This window comes from Amycolatopsis coloradensis (assembly GCF_001953865.1).
GTDB classification, from domain to species: Bacteria; Actinomycetota; Actinomycetes; order Mycobacteriales; family Pseudonocardiaceae; genus Amycolatopsis; species Amycolatopsis coloradensis.
The window spans coordinates 146688-169637 of the sequence record NZ_MQUQ01000019.1 but is presented as its reverse complement, the minus strand read 5'-3'; the positions used below and the strand labels follow the sequence as shown (position 1 = coordinate 169637).

The following is a 22950-nucleotide window of genomic DNA, read 5'->3' as shown; positions in this document are numbered from 1 at the left end:
TTCGTCCTCTAGTTGCGGTAGTTCGCGCTACCAACTACCGCAACTAGAGGACGAAACGCGGGAGGGGGAGTGGGTCAGAAGCCGGCGGCGGCGCGTTGGGCGGGGAGACCACCGCGGGTCGTGACCCCGCGCAGGACCTCGACGCGTTCCGAACCCGGCCGCCCGAGCACCCAGCTCGACCCGGGAACCTCCTTGGCGCGCTTCTTCAACGGCGCCAAGAGCCGTGAAGCGTCCTTGTAGGACCGGATCGCGCCGTTCCCGCACACCAAGGTCGCGAGCGACACCGTCACCGGCAGCCCGTCGGCCGACCACGGCGTGTCCAGCAGCGCGGCGGCGACCGTGCCGATCTCGTCGACGTCGCAGGCGATCAGGAAGTCGTCCCCGCCCACGTGACTGACCCGCATCCGGCGCAGCCGGGACTCCAGGTCGGTGAGCGTCCGGCCGAGCGTGCGGATCAGGTCGTCGCCCGCGGCGAACCCGGCGGTGTCGTTGACCGTCTTGAACGAGTCGACGTCCAGCCAGGCCGCGACGAACGGTTCCCGCGCGTTGATCCGGCGGTCGACGTCCCTGGCGACGGCGTCGCTGCCGGGCAGCCGGGTCAGCGGGCTGAGGGAGACGGCTTCCTCGACCTTCGCCTCCGCGACCCCGCGGACGACCTCGTTTACCAGCACCACGCCGAGGCAGCGGCCGCGGTCGTCGACCACCACGACGTCGTCACCGGTCCGGCTCCAATCCGCGTCGGTGACCAGTTCGAGGAACTCCAGCGCGCTCGCGTCGACGTGGATCGTGTGCGGCTGGTCGGCGAGCCGCGACGCGGGCCGTTTGGCGTGCAGGGCGTGCCCGTACAACCCGGTCACCGCGACCAGGAACCGCGTCCGGTCGATCGACCACTGTGGACGGTGCCGGTCGTCGATGCCGACGATGCCGCTCGGCCCGTCGGCGGCGGCCAGCACCTCGCGCACGTCGTCGCACGTCGCGTCTTCCGGCAGCGTGGTCGCGGGCCGGAGGAAGTCCCCGACGCGGCGCGCGCGGGCGGTGCCGGGGATGAACGGGCCGGGCGCGTCCGGTGCGGGCAGTGGCGCGTGGTTGCCGTCCGGCGGCGCGAGCAGGTTGCCCTGCGCGATCCGCACGCCGAGTTTGCGCGCGGACTCCAGCTGTTCGGTGGTTTCGAGCCCGGTGGCGACCAGCCGGTTGTCCGTCCGCGACGCGAAATGCAGCACCGACTCGACCACCGCGACGGCGGCTGGGTCGTGCGGCAGGCCGCGTAGCACGCTGCGGTCCAGTTTCACCAGGTCGATCGGCGCCGAGGCGAGCAGCGTGAGCGGGAGGTCGCCGCGGCCGAGGCCGTCGAGGGCGAGCCGGAAGCCGAGCTCGGTGAGCCGCCGCATTCCGCTGAGCAGCTGGTCGGCGGGTACCTGGGAGAAGGGCGGTCCGATCTCCAGCACGACGTCCCTCGTCCGGCGGCCGGACAGGCCGAGCGCGTCGGTCAGCGGCTCGAACCGCGACGGCGGCGCGGCCAGCGTCCGCGCGGACAGGTTCAGGTGCAGGGGAAGCGTGGTCTGCGGTTCGTTCTGCTGACGGACGGCTTCGGCGGCCAGGCCGATGTCGACCTCGGCCAGCCTGCCGCTGCGCCGGGCGTCGGCGAGCAGTTCGTGGGCGGTGCCGCGGCCCGGCCGTGCCAGGGCTTCGAACGCGACGACGCCACCGGTGTGCAGGCTGTACAACGGCTGGTAAGCGAAGCGGACCGCGATCTGCAACGTCACAAACGAATGTTCGCTGGAGATGTCGGGAAACGAAACACGTGTCAACTGATGTTCATCGTCAAGGCACCAGGGTTACCTAGAACGGCGTAGTGCATGCCACCCGATCAGGTGTTTCTTTACTCGCCATGGCGCTATTCGGAAAAGTGCCGACATCGCTTCGGCGGTACCCGAAACATCGTCGTGACCGGACGTGAAAGCCCGTTGGAGTCCAGTGGGCAAGGTGAAAAACAGCTCGAAGAACACCGGGACCAGTTCGGGCGGCATCCCGCACAACGCCCGCAGCCCGTGCCGCCGCAACCCGTGCACGATGCGGGCCGAGGACGGCCACAGCGCCCGGTGAGCGGCTGACGCGGCTTCCGCGGGCCCTCGCTCCCAGGACCGGGCGACGGCGTCGGCGACCGGATCCGCGAGCCGCACCGACGTCGCCACGCTGTACCCGGTCGCCGGATGCACCAGCCCGGCGGACGCCCCGAACGGCACCGCCGCGCCGCGCCGGGGCACCGGCACGTCGAGCACGATCCGGACTCGTTCTTCGCGCCCGCGTAACGTCAGTCCGGCGGCCGCCAGGCGGGCTCGCAGCCGTGCCGCCAGGACGTCGATGGCCAGACCGGGCCTGCCGGCCAGCGAGGTCTCCTCGACCAGGACGGTGCCGTCGCCGAGCGGCAGCACGTACAGGAAGCCCCCTTCGCCGCCGCGCCAGTCCATGAACACGGCGGTGTCCGGGCCACCGGCCAGCCGGAGCGCGTCCTCGGCGGGGAGGACGGCGCCGAACGCCGTCTGTTCGTACCGGTTTCCCCGGGGCCGGGCACCCGTGGCGTCGATGTACAGGCCAGCCGCGAGGACCCGTCCGTCTTCCAGGCGCACCGACGAGCCGTGCCGGCCGTGATCGACACCGGACACCGTCCCGGCGACGACGTCGTAGCCGCCGGTCAGCCAGTCGCGCAGACCGGCGTTGTCCACCACGAGGTACTGCCGGTCGAGGACGTGCGGGCCGGTCCCGAAAGCGAGTGTCGTCGACGGCGCGCAGGCGACGGCGCTCTCGGGCAGCGACGGCAGCTCGTCGGCCCACAGTCCGTAGGTCGCCCGCCAGCGCCTGCCCGGCGCCGGGTCGACCAGGACCGTCGTCAGGCCGCGTCGCGCGCAGGCACGCGCGAGCGCGCGCCCCGCCGGGCCGCCGCCCGCGATCACCATGTCCGCCACCTGGGCATCTCATCACGGCACCGCGACGGATACGGTGTGACGCATGGAACAGACGGACCCGAGGGCGTGGCGGCGAGACCCGGAGAGTGAGAGCGCCGGGTTCAGCGACCTCGCCACGAGCCCGTTCCGGATCGACCGGGACCGGATCGCGGCGTCGCCGTTCTTCGCCCGGCTCGGCGGAGTGACCCAGGTGGTCAGCGCCGGGGGCGCCGGACTGCTGCACAACCGGCTCACGCACAGCCTCAAGGTCGCGCAGGTCGCCCGCGCGATCGCCGAGCGGATCAACGCGAGCAGCGACTCCGCCGAACTCGCCGCGAAACTGGGCGGCTGCGACCCGGACGTCGCCGAGGCCGCCGCACTCGCGCACGATCTGGGACATCCGCCGTTCGGGCACCTGGGGGAGCAGACCCTCGACCGGATCGCCCGGCACCGGTTCGGCCTCGCCGACGGTTTCGAAGGCAACGCGCAGTCGTTCCGGATCATCACGACGACCGACGTCCGCGGGCCGTCCGCGTCCGGGCTCGACCTCACCACGGCGGTGCGCGCCGCGGTGCTGAAGTACCCGTGGGCGCGGCTGCACGTTCCCGACCCGCATCCGACGTCGATGGACGTCCAGCCGCGCGGCGCGGCCGAACCGGCCGACGCGCCCGGCACCGGCGCGAGCAAGTTTTCCGCCTACAGCACCGAACTCGACGACTTCACCCAGGCGCGGGCGCCCTTCGAGGGACGTATCGAGCCGTGGCAGCAGACCGTCGAAGCGTCCGTGATGGACACTGCCGACGACATCGCGTACGCCATTCACGACCTCCAGGACTTCCACCGGATCGGCGTTCTGCAGCACGCGCCGGTCGCGGCCGAGTTCACCGGCTGGGTCGATCACGCGGTGGTTCTGGCCGGGCTGGACGACGCGACGCTGACCGCCGAACGGAGGCTTCCTGGCCGTTCGCTGGAACGCCTGCGCCGCCGGATGCACGCCAAGGACGGCTGGATCGTCGACGACGACGCCTTCACCAGCGCTGTCGCCCGTGTCCGCGCCGAACTCGTCGACGGTCTGCTCGCCACCGGTTTCGACGGTTCCATCGAAGCCGAGCAGGCCACCGCCGCCTTCTCCTCGAAGTGGACCGCGCGGCTCGTCGACGGCGTGCAGGTGGTGCCGTCGCCCTCGACCCGGACCGGGCATCTCACGCTGCGGCCCGCGCAGTGGCACGAGGTGCAGGTGCTGAAATTCGTGCACCGGCGGTTCGTGCTACTGCGCCCGGAACTGGCGCTGCACCAGCGCGGACAGGCGAGCCTGGTGACCACTTTGGTCGACGCGCTCGACGCGTGGCTGCTCGACCGTGACGAGTTCTACCGGCTCCCGCGGCGGCTGCACGATCTCATGGAGCTGGCGCGGTCGGAGTTCAACGACCTCGCGCGGACGGCGCCGGAACTGCTCGTCGGCGCGACAGGGGAGCCGGTCACCGGTGCCGACGCCCTGCGCGGGCTCGCGCGCGGCCGGGCGGTGGTCGATTTCGTGGCTTCGCTGACGGACAAACAGGCGGTGACCCTTTTGGACGGCTTGTCCGGTCGCGCTTCGCAGCCTTGGTCGGACTCATTCGTCCTTTGAGGCCGGTCCCCGAGCACGCCGTGACCACACGATTACGCTGATCGGCCTACCTTTTGCGGCCGAAACGGAAATTCCCCTGCTGACGTCACTCGAACGGCCTCTCCCCACTGTGCACGTGCGGTACTTAGCTTGATCCAGCCGGTGATCGCCGGCATTGGTCAGCGTGAGTCGGGGCACGCGCCCAGGAATCGGAGGCGCACGTGCGTCCAACCCGTTCTAACAGAAGAAGAAGAACGATCCTGACCGCGGGCGCCGCGGTGCTCGTCACCGCGCTCGGCCTGGTCGGCCCGCCTGTCGCGGCGGCGGAAACCGGCCAATCCCCGGACGCGTTGTCGGAGAACACGGTCCGGCAGATCGAGGCCTTGCAATCGATCAAGAAGAGCCAGAACAGCGGTGAGTCCAAAGTGGACAGCCGGTTGCTCGTCGAACAAAAACTCCGCGCTCAGCGCATGTCGGCCTCCGCGGTTCCCGCACTGGGGTCTGGGGCGAATGTCTCCGCGGCCGGCACCGTGCTCGTGGACATCCGGGGCCAGGTCTCGGAAGAACTCCTGAAGGGACTTCGTGAATCCGGTGCGGGGATTCGCGCGGTCTCGCAGCGGTACGGCAGTGTTCGCGCCGAGGTACCGCTGAACGCGGTCCTGGCGATCGCGGGCCGTGCCGACGTCAAGAAGGTCGAAGCCGCCAACGAGGCGTTCACCGCCCGGCAGCTCGCCGAACCCGCCGTCGCGGGCAAACGGGAGAGCAAGCAGGAGAAGGCCGACCGGATCGCGGCCGAGCTGAAGAAGGCCGTCGAGGCCAAGGGACAGGCCGGCATCGCCGCCGGGCCGATCAACAGCGAAGGCGACCGCGCGCACAACGCGGACACCGCGCGCCAGCAGTTCGGCGTCACCGGGGTGGGCACCAAGATCTGCGCGCTGTCCGACGGCATCGATTCGCTCGCGACCTCGCAGGCGCGCGGCGAACTCCCGGCGGGCGTCGACGTGATCCCCGGCCAGGAGGGCGACGGTGACGAAGGCACCGCGATGCTCGAGATCATCCACGATCTCGCGCCGAACGCGTCGCTCGGTTTCGCCAGCGCCTTCAACTCCGACGCCAGTTTCGCCGACAACATCCGCAAGCTGCGCTTCGACGCGCACTGCGACGTCATCGTCGACGATGTCCTGTACTTCAAGGAATCGCCGTTCCAGGACTGGATCATCGCCCAGGCCGTGAACGACGTGACCGCCAACGGCGCGCTGTACTTCTCCTCGGCCGGTAACGAGGGCAACGTCGCCGACGGAACCTCGGGCCACTGGGAAGGCGACTTCGTCGACTCCGGCAAGAGCGTCGGCAAGTTCGCCGGCACCGCGCACAACTTCGCCGGCGCCGCGGGCAACCAGATCTTCGAGCCGATCTCGAACTCGTCCGGCGCCGTGCCGGTCACGCTGTTCTGGTCGGACCCGCTGGGCCGGTCGAACAACGACTACGACCTGTACCTGCTGAACGCGGCGGGCAACGTCGTGGACTTCAGCCAGGACAACCAGACCGGGACCCAGGACGCCTACGAGCGGGTGGACACCACGGGTGCCGCCGGGCTCCGGCTGGCGATCGTCAAGTTCTCCGGTGAGGGTCGCTACCTGTCGCTTTCCGCGCTGCGCGGCCGGTTCACCGATTCGGCCGACGGTCTCAAGGCCTACACCAGTCCCGGCGTGACCGTGGGCCACTCGGCCGCGCGGGACGCGTTCAGCGTCGCGGCGGCCCCGGCGGCCAAGGCGTTCCCGCGTGCCCTCGAACCGGGCGACCCGGCCAACCCGGCCGGCCCGTTCCCCGGCGCGTTCGGCGCGGCCACGAAGGTCGAACGGTTCACTTCGGACGGTCCGCGGCGGGTGTTCTACCAGGCCGACGGCACCCCGATCACCCCGGGGAACGTGTCCGGGACCGGCGGTGAGGTCCGCGCCAAGCCGGACATCACCGCGGCCGACGGCGTCTCCACCAGCGTCACCGGCTTCACCACGTTCTACGGCACGTCGGCCGCCGCGCCGCACGCCGCCGCGATCGCGGGCCTGGTGCTCTCGGGAAACCCGGGGCTGCCCCCGGCCGACGTGCGCGAGGCGCTGATCACCACCGCCGTCGACATCCTGAGCCCCGGCCGCGACAACTCCAGCGGCGCCGGAGTCATCCTCGCCGACAAGGTGCTCGCCTACACCGGTGCCAGCCCGCAGCCGCTCGCGACCGCGGGCCGTCCGACGGTCACCCCGGCCGACGGCGGTTCCGCGCTCGACCCGGGCGACACCGCCAAGGTGACCTTGCCGGTGACCAACCGGGGCGACGGTACCGCGAATTCGACCAGCGTCGTGCTCACCAGCCCGACCCCCGGTGTCACGGTGGCGCCGCGGTCGAAGTCGTACGGCGCGATCAGCCCGGGACAGACCGGCGTGAACGACTTCACCATCACCGTTCCCACCACACAGGAACCGGGTGTGCCGGTGGTGCTGAACGCTCGCGTGACCTTCGCGGGTTCGTTCTCGCCGAGCACGTCGACGTTCTCGCTGCCGGTCGGCACCCCGTCGCCGGTGACGCGGAACTTCGTCTACGCCGGTGACGCCGTGGCCATCCCGGACAGCGACCCGACCGGCGTGACCGTGCCGATCACGGTCAGCGGTGTCGGGCGCGCGTCGAAGCTGACGTTCTCGGTGGACGGGGCCACGTGCAACACCGACCAGACGTCGACGACGGTGGGCATCAACCACTCGTACGCCGGTGACCTGGTCGGCACGCTGACCTCGCCTTCGGGCGCCAAGGCGACCGTGTTCCAGCGCGGCGGCGGCTCGGGCAACAACCTGTGCCAGGTCGTCTTCGCCGACACCGCGGCGGCGCTGTTCAGCTCGGCGCCCGCGGGGGACGCGCCGTTCAGCGGCACCTACAAGCCGGTGCAGCCGCTCGGCGGCCTGACCACCGGTACGGCGGCCGACGGCACCTGGAAGTTCACCGCGGTGGACGTCGCCGGTGGCGACACCGGGTCGATCCGCTCGATTTCCTTGCACGTCAACGGTTTCGTTCAGCCCGGAGTGGCTGAGCGGCCCGCGAGCGTCGGGAAGTCGGTCGGGCGCGGTCCGGTGAAGCCGGTCTAGCCCGCACAAGTACATGAAGGCCCCCTTCCTTGCGCCTAGGTACCGGAAGGGGGCCTTCACACGCATGCGGGGCCTTGCCAGTGCGAGGGTGTGTCGCGAAAGCCACGTTCGCGACACCTCATGTCTCGAAAGTGGCTTTCGCGACACGGTCGCGTTACTGGTGTCGCCGCGAAACAGCACCGTAGGTTGAGCGCATGGCGAGGGAGCGGCAGGTAGCCGGAGGCGGCAGGGCGGTCGAAGTCGCCCCGGACCGCCTCGAAGGCTGGTACGCCCGCTTCGTCGTCCGTAACGAAGGTGTCCGCGAGACCGAGCTGAGCCCCGACACCGTCACGGTCACCGCGCACAACGGAGTCGTCGCCGTCGCGACCGTCCCTTTCGGACCACTGGGCCGGGAAGGAACCGTGGACGGACTCGCCGTCGCCCCGCTCGTCGAGCACGCGCTGATCTCGCGGAGGATCGCGCTCCTGCTGGTGCGCCGCGGTGGGCACAGCGTCGGGATCGCGCGCGGGAGAGTGATCGTCCAGTCCAGGACCGACCGGCATCTCGTGCAGGGCCGGTCCGCGGCGGGTGGCTGGTCGCAGCAGCGGTTCGCGCGGCGCAGGGAGGGGCAGGCGCGCGTCGCGCTTCGGTCCGCCGCCGAGGACGCGTTCGAAGTACTCGTGCCGCAACTGTCCGAAGTGGACGCTGTCGTGCTCGGCGGTGACCGCCGCGCTTTGGAAACACTGCGTGAGGACCGGCGGCTGGCGCCGTTGTTCGATCGTGCGGAACCCCGCGTCCTCGACATCGCCGAACCACGCCGCACGGTGCTCGACGACGCCGCCGAACGCGCGGTCGCGGTCGAAATCACCCTGTCCGGGCCGTGACGTCGGGCACGGTCGGATAAATTCGCTCGACAGCGGCCCGTACACTGATCGCGTGGACATCCTCTTGGAGTGAGCTCCTCGCCTGCCCGTCGGCAGGCGAGTCGAAGCTGTCCACTCATCCACCCCCTTTTACCGGGAGTTCCCGTGATCACGGCCTCTGGCCTGCAGTTGCGCGCCGGTTCGCGCATTCTGCTCGACGAAACCAACGTCCGCATCCAGCAGGGCGACCGCATCGGCCTGGTCGGCCGCAACGGTGCAGGCAAGACCACCTCGCTGAAGGTGCTGGCGGGGGAGGGCGAGCCGCACGCCGGCGAGGTCCGCCGCAGCAGTGAGCTCGGCTACCTGCCGCAGGATCCGCGTGAGGGCGACCTGTCCGTCACCGCGAAGGACCGCGTGCTCTCCGCCCGGGGCCTCGACTCGTTGATGCGCAACATGGAAAAGGCGCAGACCGCGATGTCGGAGCTGGTGGACGACAAGGAGCGCGACAAGGCGATCAACCGCTACAGCCGTCTCGAAGAGCGGTTCGCCTCACTCGGTGGCTACGCCGCCGAAAGCGAGGCCGCGCGGATCTGCTCCAACCTCGGTCTCGCCGACCGGGTGCTCGCGCAGACGTTGCAGACCCTCTCAGGTGGTCAGCGCCGCCGCGTGGAGCTGGCCAGGATCCTGTTCGCCGCGGCCGAGGCCGGTGCCGGCGGCAAATCCGAGACGATCCTGCTGCTCGACGAGCCCACCAACCACCTCGACGCCGACTCCATCAACTGGCTGCGCGGGTTCCTCAAGCAGCACGACGGCGGTCTCGTGGTGATCAGCCACGACGTCGAACTGCTCGGCGACGTGGTCAACAAGGTGTGGTTCCTCGACGCGACCCGCAGTGAACTGGACCTGTACAACATGGGCTGGCAGCGCTACCTCGACGCGCGGGCCACCGACGAGAAGCGACGCCGCCGCGAGCGTGCGAACGCCGAGAAGAAGGCGGCCACACTGCAGCAGCAGGCCGCGAAACTCGGTGCCAAGGCGACGAAGGCGGTGGCCGCCAAGAACATGGCCCGCCGCGCCGAGCAGATGCTCTCCGCGCTCGACGACACCCGCCAGGCCGACAAGGTCGCCCGGATCAAGTTCCCCGAGCCCGCGCCGTGCGGCCGGACCCCGCTCACCGCGGAAGGGCTTTCGAAGTCCTACGGTTCGCTCGAGATCTTCACCGGGGTCGACCTCGCCATCGACCGCGGTTCGAAGGTCGTCGTACTCGGATTGAACGGTGCCGGAAAGACGACTTTGCTCCGGCTGCTCGGCGGAATGGAAACTCCGGATACCGGCGAGACCATTCCGGGTCACGGATTGCGTTTGGGCTATTACGCACAGGAACATGAAACGCTCGACCATGATGCTTCCGTGTGGGAAAATATCCGGCATCTCGCGCCGGACACGGGCGCGCAGGAGTTGCGGAACCTTCTCGGGTCGTTCCTCTTCACCGGCGAGCAGCTCGATCAGCCCGCCAGCACGCTCTCCGGTGGCGAGAAGACCAGGCTCGCCCTGGCCGGTCTGGTGTCCAGCGCTGCCAACGTTTTGCTGCTCGACGAGCCGACGAACAACCTGGACCCGGCCAGCCGCGCCCAGGTCCTGGACGCCTTGCGCAGCTTCGCCGGAGCCGTCGTCCTGGTGACGCACGACCCGGGCGCGGTCGAGGCACTGGAGCCGGAACGCGTGATCCTGCTGCCGGACGGAACCGAGGACCATTGGTCCGCCGATTATCTGGAACTTGTCCAGCTTGCGTGACCTGTGCGTCCATTCGGGTGCTTGATCGATGCCATCCGGCCACTGAATTGGCCCAATGTGATCGCGGTTTCAGCAGTTTTGCGCTCGTCGTCTGGCATTCCGGCGCTCAGTGTTCGATCATTGCGGCGACAGGGGCCGCAATGTGGCCCAGAACACTCTCGGCGGGAAGGCGATCGACGTGGCTGATCTCAAGAAAGGCGCGCGGATCACCGGCAACACGCGTGACAAGCTGGCCGCTGACCTGAAGAAGAAATACGAGAAGGGCTCGAGCATCCGCGCCCTCGCGGAGTCCACGGGCCGCTCGTACGGGTTCGTGCACCGGGTCCTCTCGGAGTCCGGCGTCCAGTTGCGTGGCCGTGGCGGTGCCACCAGGGTCAAGAAGAAGTAGTCACGAAGAAGTAGCGGACTGCTGCGCGGGGGGCGCAGTTCCCTTTCCAGGGACCGCTGTTTCGCGGGATTCGCTGGAGGCGAAGGTCAGCCTGGCGCCGAGCAGGACCAGCGGATACACCAGGTAGCCGTACCTGGTCGCCGGAGTGAGCAGGATCAGCGCGCCGAGCCCGACGGCGATGCGCAGGAGTGCGTCCGAACCGGTCGTGGGAGGACGGCGCACCAGCCAGACCAGGATCGCGACGGCCGCGATCCCCAGCAGGGCGAAGGAAACCGCCGTGCCGACGGGACCGAGCGAGGCGATGAGGTGCCCCGGCAACGGGCTCGCCGCCGGTGACTTGATCACGCCCATTCCCAGCGGGAACCGGAAGACGTGCTCGACGAACGCCTTCGGGTCCACGAGATACACCGGTACGTGCAGGACCACTGTCGTCACCAGGAGTGCCGCGGCGTATCCGCCCAGTGCGCGAGGGCCACGCCGCGTGAGCAGGAGGACGCCCAGTACCACCGCCGCGGGAGCGACGATGAGTTTCGCGCTGATCACCAGCGCCAGCACCAGACCCGACAGGATCGTGCGGCCGGTCGTGGCCAACGCGACGGAAAGCACCAGCAGGCCGACGATGGCCAGATCCGGACCGGCGACCGCCCAGGTCAATGCGGTCAGCGGGCACGCGAGCGCGAGTTGTGCGGCGCTCACCGGGATTTTCGGCCACTTCAGCAGCCGCAGTGTCAGCAGGACGCACGCGACGGCGGCCAGCGCGAACATCCAGCGCGCGTCGGTGAGGGCGTTCGCGACCGGTCCGCCGCCGAAGAGCGCGCGTGGCAGGCCGAAGACGGTCATCACCGGACCGTATGGCGTGTAATCGTTTACTTCCGCCGCGCGACCGAGCGCGGTGACGTCGACGTACGGGGTTCCGTGCTCCAGAAGGAGTTTCGCCGACCGCTCGATCACCCAGACCTCGGGCTGAGCGGCCCACGAGTTCGGCGTGACGAGCCAGTCCACTCCGGTCAGACGGCGAATGACGAGCATTCCCAAGGGAAGGATCATCGCGAACAGTCCAATGGCCCCGATACCCACCCACCGAGAGCCGAGTGCGCCGGGTGGTCGCTTGCCGCGGCGGGCGGCCACCATCAGCCAGCTGGTGTGGACCACCGCGAGGCCGTAACCTGCGACAGCGAAATTAGCCCACACGTGATATCCGTAGAACTCCGCGACGGCCGTGTTCAGCCCGGCGAAGATCAGGCAGCCGGCGTAGAAGACCAAGTCGATGGTCAGCTGTCGCGAGTCCTTGGTCACCGGATCAGGCTACCGACGTGGCCGTGGCCGCTGAAAAGAGGACGCGGAAACCGGGAAGCATCCGGTGTTCTTCGGTGTTGGTGCTGGTTGTATCCGGAAGAAATCTCGACCAATATCGAGGTTTGCTGGGGGCGAGGAGAGAATCATGGACAACACCTGGACGCTGATGAACTCGGCGATGAAGTCGGCCGATGTTCCGAAAGGGCTGCACAAGGGGACGCTCCGCCGCGTCGCGAGGTTCGCCAGGCCGCACTGGCGAAGGTTGCTGATATTCCTGGCGCTCACCGTCATCTCGGCGGTGCTGGCGGTGAGCACGCCGGTGCTGGCCGGGAAGGTGGTCGACGCGATCATCGGCGGCCACGACGTCTCGCTGGTGGTGTGGCTGGCCGTGGTGATCGCCGCGCTGGCGCTGATCGACGCCGGACTCGGGCTGGCCGAACGGGCCCAGTCGTCGAGGATCGGTGAGGGCATCATCCTCGACCTGAGGGTCGCGGTGTACCGGCACGTCCAGCGGATGCCGGTCGCGTTCTTCACCCGCACTCGCACCGGTGCGCTGGTGAGCAGGCTCAACAACGACGTCATCGGCGCGCAGCGCACGTTCACCGCCACACTGTCCGGTTTGGTCACCAACGTGATCCAGCTGGCGCTGTCGCTGGTGGTCATGATGACGCTGTCCTGGCAGGTCACCCTGCTGGCGCTGGTGCTGCTGCCGGTGTTCATCCTGCCGACGCGGCGGCTCGGCCGGAAAATGGCCGGGCTGCAACGGGAAGCCGGGCAGCTCAACGCGTCGATGACCACGCAGATGACCGAACGGTTCTCCGCGCCCGGCGCGACGCTGGTTAAGCTGTTCGGCGACCAGGAGCGGGAAGCGGGCGACTTCGGCGCGCGGGCCGGGCGAGTGCGGGACATCGGGGTGCGGACGGCGATGCTGACGCGCTGGTTCCTGACCAGCCTGACCACGGTCTCCGCGCTCGCGCAGGCCCTGGTCTACGGGCTGGGCGGCTACCTCGCGCTGACCGGGGCGCTCGCGCCGGGCACCGTCGTGGCGCTGGCGTTGCTGCTGACCAGGCTGTACTCGCCGCTGACCGCGCTGGCGAACGTCCGGGTGGACGTGATGACCGCGCTGGTGTCGTTCGAGCGGGTCTTCGAGGTGCTCGATCTGAAACCGATGATCGAAGAGAAGCCGACCCCGCGTGCACTGCCGGAAGGCCCGGTCGCGGTGGAGTTCGCGGGAGTCCGGTTCGGTTACCCCGCGGCGGACCGGTACTCGCTGGCGTCGCTGGAGGACGTGTCCACTTTGGATCACCGGGGTGGCGAAGAGGTGCTGCACGGCATCAGCTTCCGTGCCGAACCCGGGCAGATGGTGGCGCTGGTCGGCTCTTCCGGCGCGGGCAAGTCGACGATCGCCTCCCTGCTGCCGCGCCTCTACGACGTCGACGCCGGTTCCGTCCGGCTGTCCGATGTGGACGTTCGTGAGCTGAGTTTCGCCGCACTGCGGGAAACCGTCGGTGTGGTGACGCAGGACGGGCACCTCTTCCACGAGACGATCCGGGCGAACCTCGAATACGCGCGGCCCGGGGTCACCGACGCCGAGATCTGGTCGGCGCTGGACCGCGCCCGGCTGGCCGACCTGATCCGGGAGCTGCCGGACGGGCTGGAGACCGTGGTGGGGGAGCGGGGCTACCGCCTCTCCGGCGGCGAACGGCAGCGGCTGACCATCGCCCGGCTCCTGCTGGCGCAGCCGAGGGTCGTCGTCCTCGACGAGGCGACGGCGCATCTGGACTCGCAGTCGGAAGCGGCTGTCGGCGAGGCGCTCACCGACGCACTGGAGGGGCGGACCGCGCTGGTCATCGCGCACCGGCTGTCGACGGTACGGGCGGCGGACCAGATCCTGGTCGTGGAACACGGCGAGATCGTCGAGCGAGGGACGCACGAAGAGCTTCTCGCGCGCGACGGGCGCTACGCGACTCTGTACCTGACGCAGTTCTCGGAGGAACCTGCGGCGGCGTGACCCTGGCGTGGTTCGTGCGTGGCGATTCGAATGGGAAACCGAATCGCCACTCACGACCACCGGGAGGTGAAGACGGCCGTCACCAGCGCCATCTTCCGCGGACCGTGACTACCGGAGGGCCGGAACCCGCGCGCCGTACTTGGCCAGCAGCGCGGCGTTGGCCTCGTCACCGCCGTCCACGTTGGAACTGCGCCACAGCGGGATGTCGACACCCTGCGCCGCACCGAGGTCCACGACCTCCGCGAGCACGAGGTTCCACAGGAACGCGTTGATCACCGTGGACAGTGGCGCGGTCCGCGGCGCGTCCGGCGGATAGCTCGAGTCGCCGGGGCGGACATGGGAGTCCAGCACGATGCTGGCTTCTTCGATCAACGTCGTCGCCGCGCGCTTCGGCGCCGCGGCCACGGACGCCGCCGAGCTCACCGCGATGACCGAGGCCCCGCGCGCCCGCGCACCGGCGGCCAGTTCGACCGGGTACGGGTTGACGCCCGAGGTGGAGAACACCACCAGCAGGTCGTCCGGTCCCGGTGCGCGCTCGGCCAGCACCTCTTCGGCCAGCCCGGAGCGGCGCTCGGTCTTGGTGCTGTGCTGCGCGCCGTGCAGCGGCAGCAGTTCGGGGTGGTACACCGGGTACACGCAGGCGAGTCCGCCCGCGCGGTAGAAGGTCTCGGCGACCGCGGCCAGCGAGTGCCCGGCTCCGGCGGTGAACACCAGGGCGTCGGCCCGGATGACCCCCAGGATCAGCTCGGCCGACTTCCGGATCTGCTCCGCGTTGCCCCGTTCGGCTTCCACGAGCCGCTCGGCGACGTCTGCATAACGTTCGGTGGTGCTCACCACATCCGCCCTTCCGTCTGGAGATCAGCGACGAATGTATCGCGTGGACCAATGGCGGAAGTGGAATGCATCGGGTCATGATCGAGGTTGACCCGATCGCTGCGGCCGGGTTTCGGGAGACTGGAGGGGCCAGGGTGAGCGAGGCTGATCCCGTGGTGCGGACTTGGCGAGCACGCGGCCGGGTAACCGCCGTGGTGCTGGTGCTGCACGGCGGCGCGGAGCACAGTCATGCCCGCGTGCCGCCGTGGCGGCTGGCGTATCAGCGGATGGTTCCGCTGGCGAAGGACGTCCACCGGGCGAGCCGGGAGCACGGGGTCGAGGTGCGGCTCCTGCGCAACCGGATCTACGGCTGGAACGACGACGGTACCGGCGCGCTCGCCGACGCGCGCTGGGCCCTGGAACGAATCCACGAAGACCATCCGGGTGTACCGGTGATCCTCGTCGGCCATTCGATGGGTGGACGGGTCGCGTTGCGCGTCGCGGACGACCCCGCCGTCGTCGGGGTGTGCGGACTGGCGCCGTGGACACCACCGGGTGAGCCCATCGGCGCCGTCGAAGGCCGTGCCGTGCTGATTGCGCACGGGACCAAGGACCGGATGACCGATCCGGTGGCCTCGCACGCCTTCGCGGAACGCGCCGAGAAGGTGACATCGAGGTCCGCGCGCTTCGAAATCGGTGGTGAGGGGCACGCGATGCTTCGAAGGTCTCGCGTCTGGAACCGTCTCGTGCGGGCTTTCACCTTCGAGTTGATCGAAGCCGGGGGAAACGACGAAACGCTGAGCGCGGCCTGGGACCGGCCGAGCTCCGAACGGCTGCGGATCCCGGTCTAGACCGGGCGGGAGGGAGCACCTTTATGTCCACATCGAGTATCGACCGGACCGCAGGCCCGTCCGGCCTGCCGACACCCGACGAAGCGCGGTGGCCAGGCCTGGCCACCCCGCCGCATTCGCCGTTCCGCGCGCGGATCGCCGAGCAGTTGTTCCGGCAGGCGGTGCGCCCGTTGAACGTCCGCGTGCGGATGCCCGACGGTTCCCAACTCGGCTCCGGCGGCCCGGACGCGCCCGAGATGCGCGTCAACCGTCCCGCGGCCTTCTTCCATCGCCTCGGCGTGGACGCGAAGATCGGCTTCGGCGAGGCCTACATGGTCGGCGACTGGACCAGTGACGCGCTCGCCGAGGTGCTGACCCCGTTCGCGGAACGGATGGCGACGCTCATTCCGCCGCTGCTGCAACGGTTCCGCCGATTCGTCGACCGCGGCCACCCGGCGGGGGAGGAGAACACCATCGAGGGGTCACGGGCGAACATCCACCGCCACTACGACCTGTCCAATGACCTCTTCGGCGCGTTCCTCGACCCGTCGATGATGTATTCGTCGGCGTTGTTCGGCCCGGACGACGACCTCACCACCGCTCAGCACCGCAAGATCGACAGCGTCCTCGACTACGCCGGTGTCCGCGAGGGCAGCACGGTGCTCGAGATCGGCACGGGCTGGGGCGAACTCTCGATCCGCGCGGCCGCGCGCGGGGCGCGGGTGACGTCACTGACCATTTCCGAGGAGCAGGCGGCGCTGGCGACCGAGCGCGTCGCGGCGGCGGGCCACGCCGACCGCGTCGACGTGAAGCTGTGCGACTACCGCGATTCCACCGGCGAGTACGACGCCGTGGTGAGCGTCGAGATGATCGAGGCCGTCGGCGAGTCGTACTGGCCGACGTTCTTCGAGACCATCGGGAAGCGGCTGAAGCCGGGCGGCCGGTTCGGGCTCCAGGCCATCACCATGGACCACGAACGCATGCTCGCCGCGGCCCGGTCCTACACCTGGGTGCACAAGTACATCTTCCCCGGCGGCCTCATCCCGTCGACCACCTCCGTCGAACAGGGCATGCTGGAGCACACCCGCCTGAAACTGCAAGGGGTGCGCGAGTTCGGCCAGGACTACGCCCACACGTTGCGGTTGTGGCGGGAAAGGTTCACCCAGCGGTGGGACGAAATCACCGAATTGGGCTTCGACGACGTCTTCAAACGGATGTGGGAGTTTTACCTCGCCTACTCCGAGGCCGGGTTCCGGTCGGGATATCTCAAGGTCCACCAGTTCGGATTCGCCGACAACGGGCGGTGAACGCCACCCAACCGATGCGGGGTGCCGCACGTCCTTCACCTAGGGTCTGCGGTTGACTGGGCCCACACGCGATATCGGGACGGGTGATTCGGCATGACGTATGGAGGCGACGACCGAGGGCGACGGATGCCGCCACAACGGCCGCCGTCCGGCCGCCCCAGGCAGCACCAGCCGGCGCAGATGATGCCGCTGCCTGGCCGGGGTAGCAGTCCGTACGACGAGCGGACGCGGCCGATGGGCACGCGGGGCGACGAACGCCCCGCGGGCCCGCCACCGCGCCGTCCCGGCCCTCCGCAGCCCCCTCTTGGGCGTCCCGCCGACGGTGCGCGCCCGCCGCGGCGGCGTAAGCGCTGGGGCTTCGGCAAGGTGCTGCTCACCCTGCTGACCGTGTTCGTGGTGTTCCTCGCCGGTGTGTGGGTGTACCTGGAGTTCTCGATCAACCGCGTCGACGCGCTGGGCTACTCCGACCACCCCGCCGCGGCCGAAGGCACCAACTGGCTGATCGTGGGCTCCGACAGCCGGGACGGGCTGACCCCCGAGGAGCAGGAGAAGCTGGTCACCGGCGACAGCAAGGCGGCGGGCGGTGGCAGGCGGACCGACACCATCATGATCGCGCACGTCCCGGACAACAGCACCAAGCCGACCCTGCTGAGCCTGCCGCGCGACTCCCAGGTGAAGATCCCCGGCCACGGTACGAACAAGATCAACGCCGCGTTCTCGATCGGCGGCCCGGCGCTGCTCGCGCAGACCGTCGAAGGCGCCACCGGCCTGCGGATCGACCACTACGCGGAGATCGGCTTCGGCGGGTTCGCCAAGATCGTCGACGCGATCGGCGGCGTCCACATGTGCGTCGACAAGCCGATGGAGGACACCCTCACCGGGATCAAGATCGAGCCGGGCTGCCAGGACCTCCAGGGCCCGCAGGCGCTCGGGTTCGTCCGCATGCGGCACAGCGCGGCCACCCCGCGCTCGGACCTCGACCGCGTCGCCAACCAGCGGAAGTTCATCGGCGCGCTGGTCAGCGAGATCGGCAGCCCCGGCACGCTGCTGAACCCGTTCTCACTGTTCCCGCTGCTGTCGACCGCGCCCGACGCGCTGACGATGGATTCGGGTGACCACGTGCACAACCTGGTGGGACTGGCGCTGGCGATGCGCGGGATCTCGTCGGGCGGCGTCGTCACCACGACGGTCCCGGTGACGAACGGGTCCGCGGAGAACTGGGACAAGACGAAGTCGAAGCTGCTGTTCGACGCGCTGAAGAACGACACGGAGATCCCGGACAGCGCGATCCTGACCTGATCCGGGGGCGGCGGAAAACCGGAGGCGCCCGGAGTTCCGGTGAGTCACCATGGACCGATGGAAGCGCCAGCCGAGACCCTCACCGACGACGTCGTCGTCCTGCGCCGCTGGAAGCCGGAACAGCTCGGCACGCTGGCGGCTGTCGCGGGAGACTCCGCGGCGCACCTCGGTGCCTGGCTGAGCTGGGCCACCGGCGGCTACGGCGAGCCCGAGGCCAAGGAGTTCCTCGAGCACACGGCCCGCAACTGGGCCGAAGGCACGAACTACGACTTCGCGATCTTCGCCGGCGGTGAGGTCGTCGGCGGCGCGGGCATGATGACGCGGCCAGGCTGGATCGAGATCGGTTACTGGCTCGGCCGCCACCACATCGGGCGCGGTTTCGTGACCAGGGCGGCGCGGCTGCTGACCGCCGAGGCCTTCCGCCTCGGCGCGCCGGAGGTCGAGATCCGGCACGACGAGAAGAACCTCGCGAGCGGGGCCGTGCCCGCGCGGCTGGGGTTCACGATGATCGGCGAAGAGGCCGCCGAACCGCCGCTCGCCCCCGCCTGCGCGGGGGTCAGCCGGATCTGGCGGCTCAAGCGTCCTTGATCTTGCGCTCGCGCAAAGCCGCCAGTGCCTTGTCGGCGTGCACGGTGAACTTCAGTTCGCTCTTGATCACTTCGAGCACCTTGCGGTCGGTGTCGATGACGAAGGTGTGCCGTTTGGCGTGCAGCGGGCTGAATTTGCGCCAGACGCCGAACCGCCGGGCCACCACACCGTCCACATCGGACAGCAGCGGGTAGTCGAAGCCGTGTTTCGCCGAGAACTCCTGCTGTTTGGCGACGGCGTCCGGGCTGATCCCGACGCGGTGCGCGCCGACTTCGGCGAAGTCCGCGGCGAGATCGCGGAAGTGGCAGCTTTCCGCCGTGCAGCCAGTGGTCATCGCGGCGGGGTAGAAGAACAGCACGACCGGACCGGACGAGAGGAAGTCCGACAGCGTGCGCTCTTCGCCCTTGTCGTCGGGCAGGGTGAAGTCCGGGGCGAGGTCACCTTGGTCCATGGACGGATCCTGTCACGTCAGTGGGCGTGCCGTTCGATGAGCTCGTCGACCTCGTCCCCGGTCGCGGAATCGGCGACGAACGAGCCGCGCGCCGCGAGCACGCCGTGCCGCCGCAGCCGCTCGGCCTGTTCGTGACCGCGGACGCCTTCCGCGCCGATGCGCAGCTTCAGTTCCTTGGCCCTGGCGACCAGCTGGCACAGGTGGCGGACGTCCGACTCGTTCTCGCCGTCGGCCAGCGCGTCGACCACCGCGCCGGACAGGACGACGTGCCGGACCGGCAGCCGATGCCGGGGGATCAGCTCCAGATCGGCCGAACCGGAGATGGTCAGCACCATCTGGGCGCCCAGATCGGCCAGCACGGCGAAGGAGTCCAGTACCTCACTGCCCCGCGGGCCGAGCACGGACTCGCGGTCGGTGCACAGCCGCAGCGCCTGTGCGGGGAGATTGTGCCGGTCGAGCTGTTCTTTGATCAGCAGCACCAGATCGGGGTCGATGGCCAGCCGGTTCGGCAGCCGCACACAGACGTCCGGGGCGGCCTCGCCGAACCGGTTCCGCCAGCGCGCGGTGGCGGCGAGTGATTCCGCCAGCAGCCACCGGCCGAGCGGGATGGTCATCCCGGTGGTCTGCGCCAGCGGATAGAACTCGTCGGAATCGAGTTCGCCCCGTTCCGGGTGGTTCCAGCGCAGCCCCGCGTTGACCGCGGCCAGCTGGTCCGGGTTCGCGAGCTTCACCGTCGGCTGGTAGATCAGCGAGAACTCGCCGTTCTCCAGCGCGCCCGCGATGACCGCGCCGAGCTGATAACGGCCGCGGTCGCGCGCGTCGAGTTCCGGGTCGAACAGCATCCACTGCGCCTTGCCCGCTTCTTTGGCGCGGTGGAGGGCGATCTCCGCGGCCCGGAGGAGGTCCTCCGGTCCGCCGTCGGCGACCGGGCGGACGACGATGCCCGCGCTCGCGCTGACCCCGATGCCGTGCCCGCCGAGGTAGATCGGCTCGACCAGCTCCTCCAGTGCCTGCTCGACCAGCGCGATCACCTGCGGCGGGGTGAACTCACCGCGCAGCAGGACGGCGAACCCGTCGCCGGACAGCCTGGCGACGGAACCGTCGTGCCTGCCTGCGAACACGGATTTGAGCTTGGTGGCGACCCCGCGCAGCACCTGGTCGCCGACGCCCGCGCCGAGCCCGTCGTTGATCACCTTGAAGCCGTCGACATCGAGGTAGACGAGAGCGATCTGCTCGCCGCCGTCCCCGGCCAGCGCCGCTTCGAGGGCGTTGCCGAACGCGGTGGCGTTCGGCAGGCCGGTCAGCGGGTCGTGCACGTTCTGGTGCAGCAGCTGCTCCTGCAGCAGGTGGATCTCGTTGGCGTCGGCGACCATCAGCACGGGGTAGGCCGAGCCCGGCCGGTCACCGGGTAGATCGGTCAGGGTCACGTCGACCCAGAGCGCCCCTTCCTCGCCGTGGTCCAGCAGCATGCGCTCCTGCTGCGTCGGCTGACCCAGCGTCATCAGCTGGGAGAGCCCGTTCCGCAGCCGGGTGACGTCGTGCCCGGTGGAGCCGAGTTCGGGAATGGTCCGACCGCGCAGCGTCGAGGGGCGGCATCCGAGGAGTTTGCCGAGCGCGGTGTTCGCCTCGACGATCCTGCCTTCGGAGTCCGCGAGCGCGATCCCGACAGGAGAGGCGGAATAGAGCTTGGAGAAGCGCAGCAGCGCCGGTTTGTGGTCGGGCTCGGTCCGCACGGCGTCCTTGGCGACGCCGAGCAGGAGCTGTTCGAGTTGCTCTTGGGGAAGCGATACTCCTTTAGTGTCAGCGAGCGTCGCGGCCCATCTCCGAGCGACGTCCACCAACCCTGGCGCGGCACCAGGCTCAGGCACACTTCACCTCTTCATGCGCGGTCGATGGCCAGCTCAGACCAGGCGTCCGAGCCCAAGAGCCCACACCAGGCATGAGCCGACCGGGAGTAGTGCCACGGCATCATGCGCGATACGGGGTGTCTACCGGCTGAAAGGGTGATCGCCGCTACACAAGTGGTGACCGGAAGTTACCAAGAGTACTCGATCGTGGTCGCTCTTCCGGCGGGGTTCAGCGTGCCGACAGCCGGATCGGCAGGCCGTCCGCCGGGACGGGCAGCGAGACGTTGTCCCAGCGCGTGGTGTAGTCCGCCGGGACCGACCACCGGTACGCCCGTAGCATCTCGTGCAGCAGCGCCTTCACCTCGAACGTCCCGAAATGCAGGCCGATGCACTTGTGCGCGCCGCCGCCGAACGGCATCCACGCGTAGCGATGCGACTTGTCCTCGCGGCGTGCCTCGCCGAAGCGGTCCGGGTCGAACCGCATCGGGTCGGTCCAGTGCTCCGGGGAGAAATGGTTGACGGTGGGGGAAACCCCGACGAGTGTCCCTTCGGGAATGAAATGCCCGAGAACCTCGGTGTCCTTCACGGTCTTCCTGGTCAGGGAAGGAACCGGGGCCACCAGCCGCAGGGCCTCCTTGATCACCAGGTCCAGCGTCGTCAGGGTCTCCAGCGCTTCGATGTCCGGCACGTCGTCGCCGAGCGCGACGGACTCCTGGCGCGCGCGTTCCTGCCACTCGGGGTTCTTGGCGAGGTGGTAGACGGCGGCGGCGCTGGTGATGGTCGACGTGTCGTGCGCGGCCATCATCAGGAAGATCATGTGGTTGACGACGTCGGAGTCGGTGAACCGGTCACCGTCTTCGGTGGTGGCGTGGCACAAGGCGGTGAAGAGGTCGTCGCCGTCGCTTCGCCGCTTCGCGGGCAGATTCGCCGAGAAGTAGCGTTCGAGGACCTTGCGGCCGTGCAACCCCGCCGCCCAGCGGCCGCCGGGAACGGGCAACCGCACGATGGCCGTGCCCGCGCGCACGGAATTCACGAACGCGCGGTTGATCGCGGCCGAGTCGTCGCCGGATCGCATGCCCATGAACACGCGTGTCGCGACGTCGAGCGTGAGTTGCTTGAGGGACCAGTAGATCCGCGGGTTCGGCTTGCCCGCCCAGGCCGCGACGCCTTCGCGCAGCGCCGGTCCCATCTGGTCGACGTAGCCGGTGAGCCGTTGCCGGGTGAACGCCGCCTGCATGATCCGGCGGTGCAGGTGATGCTCGCCGAAATCGAGCAGCATCAGGCCGCGGTCGAAGAACTGCTCGATGAAGAACTTCCAGCCCTCCTGGGAGAAGGCCTTGTCCTTGTTCACCAACGCGATCTGGGTGGCCTCGGGGCCGGAAAGGGCGACGATGCGGCGGCCGAACGCGCCCATCCACGAGACCGGGCCGTAGGTCTCGTAGCGTTTGAGGCCGAACTCGATGCCGAAGCGCATGAAGTCCAGCGCGTGCCCGATGACCGGCGGGCCCTCGTCGCCGAGGACGGGTTTGAGACCCGGTGGGGCGGGCGCGAGTTCGCGGACCGGCCAGGTCGCGCCGAGCCAGCGCTGGTCGACCGCACGCGGCAGGGGGATCGAGGTGAGCGGCGGAACCCGCTCGCGCAGTGCCCCGGTGACCTTTTCGACAGCGTTCGTCATGGCGACCATCTCCGGTGTTGAGATCGGCTACCGCTCCACCTTCGCACCCTTATTGACGTTCTGACAATACCCCGGCGGATGTACATGAAGGCCCCCTTCCTGTACCTAGGCGCAAGGAAGGGGGCCTTCA

Annotated in this window: 17 protein-coding genes; 10 read left to right on the top strand and 7 right to left on the bottom strand. The window is 69.4% G+C overall.

Features of this window, described 5'->3' with window-relative positions; genetic code table 11:
- Positions 1–74 precede the first annotated feature (74 nt).
- A complete protein-coding gene (locus tag BS329_RS32565; RefSeq protein WP_076165716.1) occupies positions 75–1763 on the bottom strand; it encodes a GGDEF domain-containing protein in 1689 nt (562 codons plus the stop codon).
- A 72-nt stretch (positions 1764–1835) separates the two neighbouring features.
- The gene (locus BS329_RS32560; RefSeq protein WP_076165713.1) at positions 1836–2963 is read right to left on the bottom strand and encodes a lycopene cyclase family protein; all 1128 of its coding nucleotides are present in this window, start codon (positions 2961–2963) and stop codon (positions 1836–1838) included.
- A 43-nt stretch (positions 2964–3006) separates the two neighbouring features.
- Between BS329_RS32560 and BS329_RS32555 the strand changes: the two genes are divergently transcribed.
- The 5 genes from BS329_RS32555 to BS329_RS32535 all read left to right on the top strand — a co-directional run bounded on the left by BS329_RS32555 (position 3007) and on the right by BS329_RS32535 (position 10703).
- Positions 3007–4569: a deoxyguanosinetriphosphate triphosphohydrolase family protein gene (locus BS329_RS32555; protein WP_076165711.1), complete on the top strand. Its 1563-nt coding sequence runs from the start codon at positions 3007–3009 to the stop codon at positions 4567–4569.
- Between the two features lie 236 nt (positions 4570–4805).
- The gene (locus BS329_RS32550; RefSeq protein ID WP_076165777.1) at positions 4806–7679 is read left to right on the top strand and encodes a S8 family serine peptidase; all 2874 of its coding nucleotides are present in this window, start codon (positions 4806–4808) and stop codon (positions 7677–7679) included.
- Positions 7680–7873: 194 nt separating this feature from the next.
- Positions 7874–8542, top strand: a complete 669-nt coding sequence (locus BS329_RS32545) for an acVLRF1 family peptidyl-tRNA hydrolase (RefSeq protein ID WP_076165708.1) — start codon at positions 7874–7876, stop codon at positions 8540–8542.
- A gap of 144 nt (positions 8543–8686) precedes the next feature.
- The gene (locus BS329_RS32540) at positions 8687–10315 is read left to right on the top strand and encodes an ABC-F family ATP-binding cassette domain-containing protein (RefSeq protein WP_076165705.1); all 1629 of its coding nucleotides are present in this window, start codon (positions 8687–8689) and stop codon (positions 10313–10315) included.
- Positions 10316–10493: 178 nt separating this feature from the next.
- Positions 10494–10703: a helix-turn-helix domain-containing protein gene (locus BS329_RS32535; RefSeq protein ID WP_003071237.1), complete on the top strand. Its 210-nt coding sequence runs from the start codon at positions 10494–10496 to the stop codon at positions 10701–10703.
- On the opposite strand, the gene BS329_RS32530 is transcribed toward BS329_RS32535, so the two are convergent.
- The gene (locus BS329_RS32530) at positions 10704–11999 is read right to left on the bottom strand and encodes a glycosyltransferase family 87 protein (RefSeq protein WP_076165702.1); all 1296 of its coding nucleotides are present in this window, start codon (positions 11997–11999) and stop codon (positions 10704–10706) included.
- A gap of 145 nt (positions 12000–12144) precedes the next feature.
- On the opposite strand from BS329_RS32530, the gene BS329_RS32525 reads away from it, so the two are divergent.
- The gene (locus tag BS329_RS32525) at positions 12145–14010 is read left to right on the top strand and encodes an ABC transporter ATP-binding protein (protein ID WP_076165699.1); all 1866 of its coding nucleotides are present in this window, start codon (positions 12145–12147) and stop codon (positions 14008–14010) included.
- Positions 14011–14118: 108 nt separating this feature from the next.
- Here the strand turns inward: BS329_RS32525 and BS329_RS32520 are convergent, their stop codons facing one another.
- Positions 14119–14847, bottom strand: a complete 729-nt coding sequence (locus tag BS329_RS32520) for a sugar isomerase domain-containing protein (protein WP_076165697.1) — start codon at positions 14845–14847, stop codon at positions 14119–14121.
- Between the two features lie 131 nt (positions 14848–14978).
- On the opposite strand from BS329_RS32520, the gene BS329_RS32515 reads away from it, so the two are divergent.
- The 4 genes from BS329_RS32515 (at position 14979) to BS329_RS32500 (ending at position 18847) form a co-directional block, all read left to right on the top strand.
- On the top strand, positions 14979–15674 hold the full coding sequence (locus BS329_RS32515) for an alpha/beta hydrolase (RefSeq protein WP_076165694.1): 696 nt from the start codon (positions 14979–14981) through the stop codon (positions 15672–15674).
- A 23-nt stretch (positions 15675–15697) separates the two neighbouring features.
- On the top strand, positions 15698–16960 hold the full coding sequence (locus BS329_RS32510) for an SAM-dependent methyltransferase (protein WP_076165691.1): 1263 nt from the start codon (positions 15698–15700) through the stop codon (positions 16958–16960).
- A 126-nt stretch (positions 16961–17086) separates the two neighbouring features.
- Positions 17087–18259 carry an LCP family protein gene (locus BS329_RS32505; protein ID WP_244197385.1) on the top strand — a complete coding sequence of 391 codons (1173 nt, stop codon included), beginning with the start codon at positions 17087–17089 and terminating at the stop codon, positions 18257–18259.
- A gap of 57 nt (positions 18260–18316) precedes the next feature.
- Positions 18317–18847 (top strand): GNAT family N-acetyltransferase, encoded by a 531-nt coding sequence (locus BS329_RS32500; RefSeq protein ID WP_076165685.1) that lies wholly within the window; start codon positions 18317–18319, stop codon positions 18845–18847.
- Here BS329_RS32500 and BS329_RS32495 read toward each other — a convergent pair.
- The 3 genes from BS329_RS32495 to BS329_RS32485 all read right to left on the bottom strand — a co-directional run bounded on the left by BS329_RS32495 (position 18834) and on the right by BS329_RS32485 (position 22820).
- Positions 18834–19298: a peroxiredoxin gene (locus tag BS329_RS32495; RefSeq protein WP_076165682.1), complete on the bottom strand. Its 465-nt coding sequence runs from the start codon at positions 19296–19298 to the stop codon at positions 18834–18836. The genes BS329_RS32500 and BS329_RS32495 overlap by 14 nt on opposite strands.
- 17 nt (positions 19299–19315) lie before the next feature.
- The gene (locus BS329_RS32490; RefSeq protein ID WP_244197384.1) at positions 19316–21166 is read right to left on the bottom strand and encodes a putative bifunctional diguanylate cyclase/phosphodiesterase; all 1851 of its coding nucleotides are present in this window, start codon (positions 21164–21166) and stop codon (positions 19316–19318) included.
- 208 nt (positions 21167–21374) lie between these two features.
- The gene (locus tag BS329_RS32485) at positions 21375–22820 is read right to left on the bottom strand and encodes a cytochrome P450 (protein ID WP_167480041.1); all 1446 of its coding nucleotides are present in this window, start codon (positions 22818–22820) and stop codon (positions 21375–21377) included.
- Positions 22821–22950 lie beyond the last annotated feature (130 nt).